Here is a 13,893-nt window from a genome sequence, read left to right on the forward strand (position 1 = left end):
ATGTCATTGTATCAAAATCATATGACCATTCTAAGTCTTTTAATCCTTGACCTGCTACATAGTCGTGGAAGTATTGGTCAGCTGCTTGCATACTTTCTGCTTTATATTCTGATGTAATATTAGTATCAGCTGTTTTTACTATTAATTTGTAAGTATATAATTCTGGTGCTTTTTCATCTGTTGCCATGAATGTCATTGTATCAAAATCATATGACCATTCTAAGTCTTTTAATCCTTGACCTGCCACATAATCGTGGAAATGTTGCTCAGCTGCTTGCATACTTTCTGCTTTGTATTCTGAAGTAATATTTGTATCTGCTGTTTTTACTTCTAATTTATAAGTAGTTTTCTGCTCTTGTGCTTCAACTGGATTATTTTGAGTTTGTGCGTTTACTGATGTTGCTACTGGCATTCCTGCTGCTGCAACAGTTAATGCTGCAACTGAAGTTAATAATAATTTTTTCATTTATTATACCTCTTTCTTTTTTGTTTTTTATTTTTCTAGCGACGGCTGGAAAGCTATTTGCATTCCTTACTTTTAATATTAACAAACTTCTAAATAATTTTCAAGGCTTTTTAAAGATAAAATTTAAAAACTTTAGGAATTCTTTAGAGTTTTGTTAGTACTTAAGTTTGAATAAGCATTTAACTTTCTTCCAACATGAATAATTATAACTTTCTCTTAAAGAATAGCAAGTAAATCTAAAGTTTTTAAAGATACAATTCGGTTTCAAATATTACAAGTATTGTAATGTTTGATTCTTTAATGTAAGTCTTCCCTTAAGATTGGAATTTCGACCCGAAAGACAAGATCTTGTTCTTCCACAATTCCATAAGCTACCCCTTGATGAAGGGCAACCATATTGCGTACAATCGCTAACCCTAAGCCTGATCCCGGTTTTTGAGAGGTCCGTGAGCTGTCAGCTCGATAGGATCGTTCAAATACTCGTTCCAAATCTTCCTCATTCAATAAGGTGCCATTATTTCGAAACTCGATAACCACCCATTTTTCTGTTTTAATCGTATCCAGTCTGTTTTTTTGATAGCGAGTATATTTTTTATACTCTTGATCAGTCATTTCTGTCACTAATATTTTTTGATAAGTGGCACCTTCTCCGTATTTAAAAGTGTTGGTTATAAAGTTGTTAAATACTCTTACCATTTTTTCAGGATCAATTTCTAATACCAAGTCACTTGGTGTGACTTGACAGAACATTTCAATCCCTGCTTGCTTGGCTTGCAAATTAAAGTCAGCAAGCACCTGTTCTGTAAAAGCTTGCATAGCTATAGCTTGTTTATTAACTTTTGCAGTCGTTTGTTGGGTGGAGGTATATTCAAACAGATCATTGATTAATACTTGCATGCTTTTAGCTTTACTATGCACTGTTTTTATATAAGAGGCCAGTTCTTCTTGAGTTAAATCTGAGCTGTCTTGAATCAGTCTTAAATACCCAAGTATTGAGGTAAGTGGCGTTCGAATATCATGACCTATATTATTCATTAATTCATCTTTTGTTTTCTCGGTCTCGTCTCTTTCCTTAAAAGCTTGATTAATAGAGTCCATCAGGGTGTTCACATCCTGAGCCAAAGTGACATAGTCTCCAATTCCCTCATTGGGAATTCTCAGGTCATACTTGCCTTTAGCCATGGCGGAAATATATTTACGAATATACCTTAAAGTAATCCGATTTCTTTCATGAATATATCTAAAAGTCACTGTAATAAATAAAGTAGCAAGATAAAGACCAATTAATATTTGATTACTTTTATTATAGAGTGTATATGCGATAATGTTATCTTTCAAATTTGTTTTAATGGTCCATCCTAAATTGAATGTTAAAAAATTTAAGAGTTGTTGATAGCTAAACATTAGCACAAGATAAATAAAGGAAACGGTACCAGCTACTATAAATAGATTTATCGTCATTTCAATGCGGTCGCTTTTACTTAGTTTAAAACTTTTAAAAGAAGGAATTAGTCCAGCCTTTTTTTCTTCATTCTTATTTATCAATCTTATAGCCCACTCCCCACACGGTTTGAATAACTTTCTCGCCGCCAGTTGCTTCTTCTATTTTATTTCTGAGGTTACTTACATGGACCATTACCGTTTTAGTAGAAGCAGAGGAATTATCCTTCCAAACACTATTAAGAATTTCATCAGCAGACCAAACTTTCCCCCTTTGCTCGGCAAGTAACTGTAAAATTTCAAATTCCAGACCTGTTACTTTAATTTCTTCTCCTTCAGCAGTCATCACTTGATGTCCTTTAGTATCGATTGTGACTGCTCCTAGATTAATAAAGTCTTTACTGTCTTTTTGCGCTAAAGAATGAGCATTCACACCTTGACGTCTTAAGATACTCTTGACTCTAGCGACTACCTCTAAAGGTTCAAAGGGTTTAGTAACATAATCATCGGCTCCTGCAAGCAAGCCAGAAATTTTATCGGTTTGAGTCTGATTAGCTGAAATAAAAATAACTGGAATATCTACATTTTTATGACGCATGGCTTCTAATACTTCCATCCCCGTCATTTTAGGCATCATAATATCTAAAAGAGCGATATCTAATTCAGGATGTAAGTTAATTATTTCTAAAGCTTCTTCTCCGTTATTAGCTAATATACACTCATATCCCTCATTACGCATATAAATATGTAATAAATCTAAAATTGCTTTGTCATCATCTGCAATTAATAACTTGACCATTTTCTTCCCTCCTCAATCTTTCTCTTCCATTATAGCCCAACTTTTTAAATTTATCTTTAAAAAGGGAAAAACCTGATCAGAAGATCTGACCAGGTTAATATAGATGGGATAGAGAAATTATTTAACTTCTACAGATCCACCAACTTCTTCAATTTTAGCTTTCAATTCTTCAGCGTCTTCTTTAGAAATGCCTTCTTTGATTGCTTTAGGAGCGTTGTCTACTAATTCTTTAGCTTCTTTCAAGCCCAAGCCAGTAGCTTCACGAACCACTTTGATTACTTTAATTTTAGCGTCGCCAGCTGAAGTTAATACTACGTCAAATTCAGTTTGCTCTGCAGCAGCTTCGCCACCGCCAGCAGCAGGTCCAGCTGCAACAGCTACAGGAGCCGCAGCAGATACGCCAAATTCTTCTTCAATTGCTTCTACTAATTCGTTTAATTCTACAACTGTTGCTGATTTGATATCTTCAATAATTTGTTCAATATTTAATGCCATTTTGGTTTCCTCCAAATATTTTTTTAGTTTATATTGTACTTATGCGACGAGCGATCGATTTAGGCAGCACCTTTTTTGTCGATAATTCCGTTCAAAGCGTAAACCATTTGTTGTGCTGGGTTTGCTTGAGAAAGGACAGATGCCACATTGCGCATTGGCGCTTGCAATACAGATAGTAACATTGAAAGTAATTCTTCGCGACCAGGCATTTTCGCTACTTGTTCAATCATTTCTTTAGTAGCTGCTTGACCTTCAACAATTCCGCCACGAATTTCAAGAGTTTCATTGTCTTTAGCAAAGTTTGCTGAAATTTTCGCTGGATTTACGACGTCATCTGAGAAGACAATCGCTGAAGGACCCTTGAATAAATCTTGAGGAACTTCGATTCCTGCTTTTTCAGCCGCACGACGAAGCATTGTGTTTTTCACAACCTTCATTTGAACGCCTGCATCACGTAATTGTTTACGGTAGTCTGTTACTTCTTCAACCGTTAAGCCAAGATAATCCACTACAACGATTGTTGCAGAGTTTTTCATATCTTCAGCAATTTTTTCAATTTCTTGAGCCTTTGCATTTAATACTGCTTCTTTAACCATGTTTCTTCTTTCACCTCCATCAAATAGGTATAGAGATTTTTTAAAATTAAAAATCTCTATGTCACCTAGACATAGAGATAGCTTCCTGTTTAACGGGAACTTCCTCGGTAAGAAATTAAGGCTTAGCCACTTACTGTCTTAGGTCGTTTAAAATACTTATTTATCATAGTGATAAACAAATTATTTGTCAATATGAAATTATAAACTTTCGACGTTAATCTTGATTCCGGGTCCGAAAGTGGTTGCTAAAGCTAAATTAGTAATATAAGTTCCTTTAGCTGTAGCTGGCTTCACACGCATAATTTGCTCATGAAGTGCTTTGAAGTTTTCCACTAATTTTTCATCTTCAAAAGATACTTTACCAATTGGAACATTCACGATACCTGCTTTATCTGCACGGTAAGTTACTTGTCCAGCCTTGATATCGTTAACGGCTTTGGTTACGTCCATTGTAACGGTACCTGTTTTAGGGTTTGGCATTAAGCCTTTAGGTCCTAAGACACGACCCAAACGTCCAACTTGTCCCATCATATCTGGGGTAGCTACCATTACGTCGAAATCTAACCAACCACCGTTGATTTTATTAATTAGATCTTCTTCACCAACAAAGTCTGCTCCAGCAGCTTCTGCTTCAGCGGCTTTTTCACCTTTTGCAATAACTACCACTGTTTGTGTTTTACCTGTTCCATGTGGTAGCACCATTGCGCCACGAATTTGTTGGTCTGCTTTTTTAACATCGATATTTAAATTGTAAGATACTTCAACAGAGGCATCAAATTTTGCAAAGTCAATTTCTTTTGCTAATGCGACTGCTTCTGTTACATCATATTTCTTTGTACGGTCAACTTTTTCTCTTGCCGCTACATAGTTTTTGCTTTTCTTAGCCATTTGTTTTTCCTCCTATATTTGTGGTTATTCGGGGTTTCCCTCCCACACCCGATAGAAACGGGGCGAGAAGCTACCTTGGCGCTTAGTCTTCGACTGTAATCCCCATTGAACGGGCAGTTCCTTCAACCATACGCATAGCAGCTTCTACATCGGCTGCATTTAAGTCTGCCATTTTAATTTCTGCGATTTCACGGACTTGATCACGTGTAACCTTTCCGACTTTGTTCTTGTTAGGTTCACCTGAAGCCTTTTTCAAGCCAACAGCTTTTTTCAATAGGATTGGAGCTGGTGGTGTTTTAGTAATAAAGGTAAATGAACGGTCTTCATAGACATCAATAACAACTGGAATAATCATTCCTTGTTGATCTTGAGTACGTGCGTTAAATTCCTTCGTAAAGGACATGATATTAACGCCGGCTTGACCTAACGCTGGACCTACTGGTGGAGCTGGGCTCGCTTGACCTGCAGGGATTTGTAATTTTACTTGAGTGACAACTTTTTTAGCCACGAATATTCCTCCTTATGTCAATTTTCGTGATGTGGTAATTGGAGCTTTTATCTTTTTTAAACTTGCTCCTCCCACCCAATGCATGGTTTGAATACATGCATTGCAATATTATAACGGAAGGCTTATGAGATTGCAAGAAGTATTTAAATAGCTTTTTCTTGTTTCGGACATTTATTGATTAAGTAAATACAAGCAGCTACTAAAATAACCGTAACCACAAGACCCCCCTCAAATCCAAAGTCTCCACCATTGATCAAACTGGCCTCAGCTTTGGATTTAGTTAGTAATAGTGTACCCGGTAATACCAATCCACTCACTTGGACCCCAAAGACCACACCCATTATAAAATTCCAAAAGGAATGAGCAGCTCCTGTTAACCACATATTATCAGTAATATAGAATAATAAGGAAAAGAAAATACCGGCTAAGGCAATGTTAACTAAGGCTAAAACTGTAACTCCTGGATTGCCATAATGCAACAAACTAAAGAAGATGGAGTTTATCAAAATGGCAAGAGGAACTCCCCAAGCGGCTGCCAAGCCATTCATCAAGTAACCTCTCAAGAGGATTTCTTCAGACATTCCTTGGATCATAAAGCCGACTAATAAGAGGATAAACGCCACTCCATCGGCCTGAGGGTTCATTTGGACAGAGATCGTCCCTATCAAAAGATTAACTAAAAAAATAAAGAACATTAAGGCGGCAGCAATTACGACGCCCATCCCATATTTTTTTAGGAAATTATCTTTATAAAAGCCAAAGGAGTTAAGTCTGCGTCCTTGCAACCATTTAGCCAAAAGGACCGTTGTAATAATAGTAATAATCGTTAAAAATAGTTCTAAATAAACCATTAATGGCTCGTTTAACAGTGCTTGACCTACATCTTCGGTTAAAAAGGAATCACCAAATTTCATATAGATTAATGGACCAATTAAAAAAACTGAAATAAGTGAAGCAAGTAGTAAACTAACAAGATTTATAAGCGCAGTAAAAGCAATAACCCTAAATGGTTTTTTGCCTGCTTGTTTCTGCGTCAACTGCATCGATTGATTGAAAGGCCAGTTCATAGTTTTCCTCCTATAAAAATCTAAAAAGTCTTTTGCTTTATTTGATAACGCAAGTAACGTATGTATACGGCTAAGGTCAGAATAAATACAACCGCAATCACAAGATAAAAGAAGTTATGTCTTAATCCAAAGGATGAACGAGGATAATGATGATAGAGTAGCCCTAATTGAAAGATTAAAACAGCCGGCATAATTGCCTGGTTACCATAACGTGCATACAAGTAACTACTTCCGGTTGCAATAGCAAGAATTAAAAGGCAAGCAAGTGCTATCATCCACCCATTATGACTGTTTAATCCTTTACTCACTAAATAGCTATAAAAAATATGGGCCGTCATACTGATCAACCAACCGGTATGAAGACCAATGGGAAGCTTTAATAGCCAACTTGGTTCGTTCAGGGAGCTTTTATATGAAATTAATTTCATAAAAGAAATAATCCGTCTCAAATAGAGCACCATAAGGATGAAGGTAAATAAATATAATTGTTGCGACCATATCAAAAGATAGACTGTATGGTAAAAAGATAATTCAACTAATTTGGGAGCCACTAACAGTGAATAACTCTGATCAAAAGTTGTAAAAGCCTGTCTCCGTTGTCCCGCAAATAAACCAAACGCTTCCCATAGAATAATGATTGGCCAGAGATAAAAAGTGAATTCTACAGGAAGCAAAACATGAGGAACTTCCTCTAAGACTTGGTTCAAGCTGATGGATTCGATAAAACTGGTATCAAAAACCAACTGTAAGCACAAAACCAAGAGATACATCACCATGGCTAAACGAAAATAGAGGATGTGGTGGTCAGTCTTTTGTTTCATGAAACCACCTAATTAAAGATTATCTTTGCGCACTTGCATAAAGTCCAATTCGGCTACTGTTTCACGACCAAACATTTCAATAACTACTTTAAGTTTTTGATTTTCTTCACTGATTTCTTCGATTTCTCCAGTCATTCCTGAGAAAGCGCCATCGATAATTTCAACTAAATCGCCCACTTCAACTTCTAATTGAACTTTCTGAGCAGGCTTATCCCCCAAGATCGCTTCCATTTCCTCAGGTAAAAGAGGTGCCGGCTTAGATCCTGCGCCATGTGAGCCTACAAAACCAGTCACGCCTGGCGTATTACGAACAATAAACCAAGACTCATCAGACATCACCATTTCAACTAACACATAACCTGGGAAGGTCTTTTGAATCTTTGTTTTCTTCTCTCCATCTTGCATTTCGGTTACCTCTTCTTCAGGTACTACCACATTGAAGATAAAGTCTTCCATATTCATACTTTCTGCTCGCATCATAATATTCTCTTTTACTTTATTCTCATAACCAGAATAAGTATGCAAAACGTACCATTCCTTATTAGATTCCATAGTTAAATCTCCTTTAATTAATTTCTTGTAAAATAAAAAACCTACAAGGGTGTAGGTTTTATTTGTATTCTATTATAACATGCTTAAGCAAATAATAAATATTTTTATGATTATGCGCCTAGACTAATTAACCAGTCGATGAAATTGCCAAATACAAAATCTGTTAAAGCAAAGTATAATCCAAAGAAAATAATCATCATAATTACGGTCCAAGTAAATTTATTTACTTGCTTAGCTGTAGGCCAAGTTACTTTTTTCATTTCTTGGGCAATGCCTTTAATGTAACTCATTATATTCCTCTTTTCTATTTGGTTTCTCTATGAATCGTGTGTTTATTACAATTCTTGCAGAATTTCTTAATTTCTAATCGAGTGGTTTGGCCCGCTTGAGTTGGTATCATTTGATAATTACGGTTTCCACATTCACTACAAGCTAGTGACGCTTTCTTTTGAGCCATTTTCCCACCTCCGTCTTTTGTTTAGAATCATTAAGAATGATAAATAGAAATCTTTTAAATGTCAAGCTTAGCTTAGCATTTACTATCTTAATTCAATTTATCTTTAACCTCTTCAACAAATTTTTTACGCCCGGAACCACGGTAGAAATTTTGATAATGATCCGGTTCTTTGCGGTGAAAGTCTTGGTGATAGTCCTCTGCAAGGTAAAATGTTTGGGCTGGACTGATTGGCACAACAATCGGCTTTTTGAAAACTTGTGACGCTTCAAGTTCTGCTTTCGATTGTTCGGCTTCTTCCTTTTGGGCTTGGGTACTATAAAAAATTTCTGGTCGGTAAGAGGAGCCTCGATCACCGAACTGTCCATCTTTATCAGTCGGATCGACTGAAGACCAATAAATTTTTAGAAGTTCTTGATAGCTTATTTTACTAGGATCGTATTCGATTTTGACAGCTTCTGCATGACCCGTTTGTCCTGAGCAGACTTCTTCATAGGTAGGATTCACACTATCTCCACCCGTATAGCCAGAAGCTACAGAGATAACACCATCTCTTTCATCAAATGGATGAACCATGCACCAAAAACAACCTCCTGCAAAAATCGCCGTTTCTTTATTTTCCATAATTTTACCTCCCTTATTTAATTAAATAAATCCGTAAAGAATTTTCGAACAGCATTCCAAGTATTTTCGCCAGTATTTTGAACATTTCGCCAAGTTTTTTCTAAGATATTGGCTTCTTCGATATCTTCTGCTACTTTTACTGGCACATAATTTCCTCTACCGGACTTTAGAATAGGTAGACGATAATCAGCTATATCTACTTGCATTTTCCCTACAACCTTGCCTGCTTTAACAGGCGCTTTAACGTGATAATTGGTCACTTCTTGATTAGCTGTAAATTGATAAACCAGTCGTGGGGCCGTATCAATAATAGGTACCACTAATTGTAAGTTTGATCCATACATTAATTGTAACTTATTAACTTTGCCATTTTCCACTTTAATGGAGTCTAGGTGAGTAGCTAATGCATTTTCTTCAATAACTGTTTCAATGCGGAAGATATTTTGGGCCCTTTCAATCAATTCTCTACTAACTTGATAAAGTTTTTCGTTTTCACTGACACCTAATACCACTACTATTAGGCGTAAATCATTCTTTTCTGTCGTTGCAACTAAATTATAACCATCTTCTTCTGATTTACTGGCAGTCAAACCATCAACATTCTCCATAGCATAAAGTGAATTAGCACTTTCAATTAGCAGATTGGGATTGGTCATTTCAAACTCATCGCTCGTATCTTCTTGAAAAAGCTTTTGATAAATCTGACTAGCTTCCATGCATTCAGGGTATTCATTAATCAGATGATAGGCTATGGTAGCAACTGTTTGAGCAGTCATTTTGTTAGTTCGCCCTTGATAAATGCTTTCAGAATCACCCACTTGATAACGATCACTCACTCCAGTCACATTTATTAAATCAAAATCTTCTTCTCCCCATTCATTTAACTGTTCTTTCATTTGCTTAAGTGTTTCTGCTTCGGATCCGGTTAATTCTTCTGCTAAGGCTAAGGCCGCTCCTCTGGCAGCATTTAAACTAACAGCTTCCATTAAATCTTTTAAGGAATAAGACAAGTCTTGTCTTAAAGGAACATTCGGCAAATTATAATCTTGACTCAAAGCGTAAACCTCGTCCGATATCCATACCTCTTGATCACTGTCCAACTGACCTTGATCAATGGCTTGATACACCCTATATAATAAAAGTAATTGACTAAAAGAACCCACTTCAACTAGCTGGTCCACTTCATGCTTATAAAGGATTTGCCCATTGAGGCCGTCTACAATATAGGCCCCCTTTACTTCCTCAAAAACAGGCATCGCGTTTACCAGATTTTCAGCTATACTTTCTTCCGGCAGAGTATCCATTTCTTGCAAGGAAGCCTCATCAGTGGGATTTGAATCTTTCGATGTAGTCACAGCATAACCATCAGTTGATAGAAAGTTATTCATAAGTAATCCTAAGACAAGTATCCTTTTAATACCGTTTATAAGCAATGTTAGGCTCCACTCCTCACTCTTTATGCTCATTTAAAAGTTGCTTTTTCTATTATACCCAACTGAATAAAAAAAGGTAGTTCTCACTTTCCTATTAAAATAAGCTTTTCCTAATTTAGATACAGAGTTATTCAATTGTTAGCAGCTTTTAATTTTACTTGTCTTTTTTAAGTAAAAAATGATAGAAATTAATAAAAAAGTATCAAAGTCTATTGCAGTAGGCTTTGATACTTTAGTTTATCTTTATCTTGAATAGTTTGGTGCTTCCTTGGTGATATTAATGTCATGTGGGTGAGATTCAATCAGTCCTGCACCAGACATTCTTACAAATTGTGCTTCCTCACGCAATTCTTTAAGGTTAGCTGAACCGGTATAACCCATACCAGATCTTAAACCTCCAACCATTTGGAAGATAACATCTTCAACGGCACCTTTATATGCAACACGTCCTTCAATACCTTCAGGAACCATTTTGTTGGCTTCTGATTTTGATTGGAAGTAACGATCACTTGATCCTGAACGCATAGCAGCTAAAGAGCCCATGCCACGATAAGATTTGTATTTTCTACCTTGATAAATTTCCATTTCACCTGGTGATTCATCTGTTCCTGCTAACATAGAGCCGAGCATAGCCGCATGCCCACCCGCTGCAAGCGCCTTAACAATATCACCTGAATACTTAATGCCGCCATCAGCAATAATGGTCTTACCAAATTCTTTTGCTGCTGAAGCACATTCATAGATAGCAGTTAGTTGAGGAACTCCTACTCCGGCTACTACACGAGTTGTACAAATTGAACCAGGTCCGATACCCACTTTTACAATATCAACACCAATTTCAAATAAAGCGCGTGTCGCTTCGGCTGTTGCTACGTTACCAGCAATAATGGTTACATCTGGGTAAGCCTCTCTGATTTCTTTGACTTTACGAATCACACCTTCAGAATGCCCGTGAGCGGTATCAACTACAATCGCATCAACTTGTTCTTTAATTAAGGCTTCTGCCCTTTCAAATGTATCACTAGTTATTCCAATGGCTGCCGCCACTAATAGTCTACCATGTTGATCTTTAGCAGCTTGAGGATATTGAATGACTTTCTCAATATCTTTTATAGTAATTAGACCTGAAAGACGTCCTTCATCATCTACTAGTGGTAATTTTTCAATCCGATTTTTATAAAGAATCTTTTCAGCTTCTTCTAGTGAAGTGCCAATGGCTGCTGTTACCAGATTCTCATGAGTCATGTGAGAGCCAATATTATCTTGATAATTTTCAATGAAACGCATGTCACGATTTGTAATAATACCTACAAGTGTCAAATCGTCTTCACTTTTTACAATTGGAACACCTGATATGCGGTAATGACTCATTAAATCTTCTGCTTCTTGCAATAGATTCTCAGGAGTTAAATAAAATGGATCCAAGATAACGCCATTTTCCGAACGTTTTACTTTTCGTACTTCGTTTGCTTGATCTTCAATAGACATATTCTTATGGACAACACCTAATCCTCCCTGTCTGGCTATAGCAATCGCCATGTTCCCATCCGTTACGGTATCCATACTGGCTGATAAGATGGGAATATTTAGCTTTAAATTAGGGGCTAATTGGACTGATAAATCGACATCATTTGGTAATACCTCACTATGAGCTGGAACTAACAAGACATCATCAAATGTGTAACCTTCACGCGCAAATTTTGTTTCCCAAGATGACATTATTTTCCTCCTATATGTTTTTGATTCTCTACAAGCGATTCGACGATAATTTCCAACTAATTTAACATGTTAGTGGGAATGAAACAAGTTTTTTGCAGATGTTAGATTATGAGAAGTATTTAATGTTCGTCTTTTTATCAAACAGCATGCCCTTAAAAGAGTCCACCAACTATTTTCCACTTTCTCTTTAAGTAATAACGTAAGACCAAAGTAATTACACCCAGTATGATATAGCCCATAGGCGGTAAAATTGGGTTAATTACCGGCGGTATAAAGGCTTGACTTAACATAATTAAACCAATCCAAGCCATCATTGCAATTGTAGATGCCATGAAATAGCGCCCATAACCCTTTTGCCCTTTAGGAGCATCCAAGTCTGGTAAGACTTTTGCTGTTCGCATCATCGCATAACCACCGATAGCATAATTGAGGATAACTGTTAGGATACCCATATAGAAATTTTCTTGAACATTTGAACTCCCACTTAAACCAAATACACCCGTTATTAGGGTGAAAATAGCTCCTAACATTAACCCACCATCGACAGCAATTTGCCAATCCGGTGACTTCTCTTTTTCTTCATGCTCTTTTACTGCTTTACTAATAATAATCTGACTAGTTTCACTAGGCGTTCCATAAATATGTTTAGCAGTATGACCATCTTTTTGCCCTTCTAAAAGTGTATCTACCATTTCCAAATAAACTACTTGACAATTTGCTTGTGATATTTGTTCTTCTTTTAAGTAGCGATCAATGTCTAGCATAAATTTTAGATTGCGTTTGGTTAACTGGTCCACCTTTTCTTGTGGTACCCCAGTTAATATCGAGCTTTCTTGACTTTCAACAACCACTTGATTTTCAAGTGGTTGGCTATTTGAGACTTCTTCTACAACTTTTTCTTCTTGCTGATCTTTCATTGAATTTCCTCCTATACATTAAAGCGAAAGAGCATAATGTCTCCATCTTTAACTATATACTCCTTACCTTCTGAGCGATAGAGGCCTTTTTCTTTTACTGCTTGCTCAGAGCCATACTTCACTAAATCATCATAAGCCATGGTCTCTGCACGAATAAATCCGCGTTCAAAATCTGAGTGAATCACACCGGCTGCTTGTGGTGCCTTCATTCCTACTTTAAAAGTCCAAGCTCGAACTTCTTTTTCACCGGCTGTAAAATAAGTTCCCAAACCAAGCAATTTATAAACTGATTGAATTAAGCGGTCAAGACCTGAAGTTTTTAAACCGTAATCTTCTAAGAAACTGGTCTTTTCTTCATCATCTAGTTCTGCAATCTCTTCTTCTAAACGAGCGGAAACGGGAACAACTTCTGCGCCTTGCTGGTCAGCTAATTCACGAACTTTTGCTAAGAACGGGTTTCCTTCTGGATTGCTAACTTCTTCTTCACCTATATTGGCAACATAAAGCATTTTCTTACGTGTTAACAAGAACAAGTTATTGACGTAAGGTAATTGTTCATCGTAAAACTCCACACTATTAGCTAATTGGTTGTGTTCCAAAGCCTCTTTTAATTTTAAAAGTACTTCATGCTCAGCAACAGCCTCTTTGTCTTTAGTACGTGCTAACTTTTCAACTTTAGTAATTCGTTTTTCAATTGTTTCTAAATCTGCCAAAATCAGCTCTAAGTTAATGGTTTCAATATCTTCAATCGGATCAACTTTACCTGAAACGTGAGTAATATTAGAGTCTTCAAAACAACGCACAACGTGACAAATGGCATCTACTTGGCGGATATTGGCTAAGAATTTATTACCCAGCCCTTCCCCTTTACTCGCTCCTTTTACTATCCCTGCGATATCGGTGAATTCTATTGTAGTCGGGATGGTTTTTTTTGGTTTGACAAGGCGAGTAATCTCTGTCAAACGTTCATCAGGGACTTCCACAACCCCTACGTTAGGATCAATAGTAGCGAAAGGATAATTTGCCGCTTCCACTCCAGCTTTAGTAATTGCATTAAATAAAGTTGATTTGCCCACATTTGGTAGTCCCACAATTCCTGCTGTTAATGCCATAA

At 36.7% G+C, this 13,893-nt stretch carries 17 protein-coding genes and 1 other annotated feature; all 17 genes read right to left on the reverse strand.

Annotated elements, in window-relative coordinates:
• Positions 1-466, reverse strand: a 466-nt coding sequence (locus ACQV2R_RS05850; protein ID WP_428891945.1) for a hypothetical protein, incomplete at its 3' end; no start/stop codon positions are given.
• Positions 467-763: 297 nt separating this feature from the next.
• On the reverse strand, positions 764-2,011 hold the full coding sequence (locus ACQV2R_RS05855; protein WP_428875547.1) for a sensor histidine kinase: 1,248 nt from the start codon (positions 2,009-2,011) through the stop codon (positions 764-766).
• A complete protein-coding gene (locus ACQV2R_RS05860) occupies positions 2,001-2,705 on the reverse strand; it encodes a response regulator transcription factor (protein ID WP_428874541.1) in 705 nt (234 codons plus the stop codon). The genes ACQV2R_RS05855 and ACQV2R_RS05860 overlap by 11 nt, the downstream gene beginning before the upstream one ends.
• A 117-nt stretch (positions 2,706-2,822) precedes the next feature.
• Positions 2,823-3,200: a 50S ribosomal protein L7/L12 gene (gene rplL / locus ACQV2R_RS05865; protein WP_428875546.1), complete on the reverse strand. Its 378-nt coding sequence runs from the start codon at positions 3,198-3,200 to the stop codon at positions 2,823-2,825.
• Positions 3,201-3,259: 59 nt separating this feature from the next.
• On the reverse strand, positions 3,260-3,796 hold the full coding sequence (gene rplJ / locus ACQV2R_RS05870) for a 50S ribosomal protein L10 (protein WP_428874539.1): 537 nt from the start codon (positions 3,794-3,796) through the stop codon (positions 3,260-3,262).
• A gap of 38 nt (positions 3,797-3,834) precedes the next feature.
• Positions 3,835-3,957: a sequence feature (ribosomal protein L10 leader region), on the reverse strand.
• Between the two features lie 37 nt (positions 3,958-3,994).
• Positions 3,995-4,684, reverse strand: a complete 690-nt coding sequence (gene rplA / locus ACQV2R_RS05875; RefSeq protein WP_428874538.1) for a 50S ribosomal protein L1 — start codon at positions 4,682-4,684, stop codon at positions 3,995-3,997.
• A gap of 82 nt (positions 4,685-4,766) precedes the next feature.
• Complete coding sequence (gene rplK / locus ACQV2R_RS05880) at positions 4,767-5,192, reverse strand: 50S ribosomal protein L11 (RefSeq protein WP_428874537.1); 426 nt, start codon at positions 5,190-5,192, stop codon at positions 4,767-4,769.
• A 143-nt stretch (positions 5,193-5,335) separates the two neighbouring features.
• Positions 5,336-6,259, reverse strand: coding sequence for a lysostaphin resistance A-like protein (locus tag ACQV2R_RS05885; protein WP_428891946.1), 924 nt, complete (start codon positions 6,257-6,259; stop codon positions 5,336-5,338).
• 20 nt (positions 6,260-6,279) lie between these two features.
• Complete coding sequence (locus tag ACQV2R_RS05890) at positions 6,280-7,080, reverse strand: hypothetical protein (protein WP_428891947.1); 801 nt, start codon at positions 7,078-7,080, stop codon at positions 6,280-6,282.
• A 12-nt stretch (positions 7,081-7,092) separates the two neighbouring features.
• Entirely contained in the window at positions 7,093-7,632 is a 540-nt protein-coding gene (gene nusG, locus ACQV2R_RS05895) for a transcription termination/antitermination protein NusG (protein WP_428873018.1), read from the reverse strand.
• Between the two features lie 110 nt (positions 7,633-7,742).
• A complete protein-coding gene (secE, locus tag ACQV2R_RS05900; protein WP_090289890.1) occupies positions 7,743-7,922 on the reverse strand; it encodes a preprotein translocase subunit SecE in 180 nt (59 codons plus the stop codon).
• A 14-nt stretch (positions 7,923-7,936) separates the two neighbouring features.
• On the reverse strand, positions 7,937-8,089 hold the full coding sequence (gene rpmG, locus ACQV2R_RS05905) for a 50S ribosomal protein L33 (RefSeq protein ID WP_258436941.1): 153 nt from the start codon (positions 8,087-8,089) through the stop codon (positions 7,937-7,939).
• An 87-nt stretch (positions 8,090-8,176) separates the two neighbouring features.
• A complete protein-coding gene (msrA, locus tag ACQV2R_RS05910; RefSeq protein ID WP_428876487.1) occupies positions 8,177-8,710 on the reverse strand; it encodes a peptide-methionine (S)-S-oxide reductase MsrA in 534 nt (177 codons plus the stop codon).
• A 17-nt stretch (positions 8,711-8,727) separates the two neighbouring features.
• Positions 8,728-10,098, reverse strand: a complete 1,371-nt coding sequence (locus tag ACQV2R_RS05915) for a D-alanyl-D-alanine carboxypeptidase (protein ID WP_428875084.1) — start codon at positions 10,096-10,098, stop codon at positions 8,728-8,730.
• Positions 10,099-10,386: 288 nt separating this feature from the next.
• A complete protein-coding gene (gene guaB, locus ACQV2R_RS05920) occupies positions 10,387-11,862 on the reverse strand; it encodes an IMP dehydrogenase (protein WP_428891948.1) in 1,476 nt (491 codons plus the stop codon).
• Positions 11,863-12,014: 152 nt separating this feature from the next.
• The gene (locus tag ACQV2R_RS05925; protein WP_428885063.1) at positions 12,015-12,779 is read right to left on the reverse strand and encodes a DUF1129 domain-containing protein; all 765 of its coding nucleotides are present in this window, start codon (positions 12,777-12,779) and stop codon (positions 12,015-12,017) included.
• An 11-nt stretch (positions 12,780-12,790) separates the two neighbouring features.
• Positions 12,791-13,891, reverse strand: coding sequence for a redox-regulated ATPase YchF (gene ychF / locus ACQV2R_RS05930; RefSeq protein WP_428873027.1), 1,101 nt, complete (start codon positions 13,889-13,891; stop codon positions 12,791-12,793).
• Positions 13,892-13,893 lie beyond the last annotated feature (2 nt).

The sequence above is a fragment of the Facklamia sp. P12937 genome, from assembly GCF_050409505.1.
Taxonomy (GTDB): domain Bacteria; phylum Bacillota; class Bacilli; order Lactobacillales; family Aerococcaceae; genus Facklamia.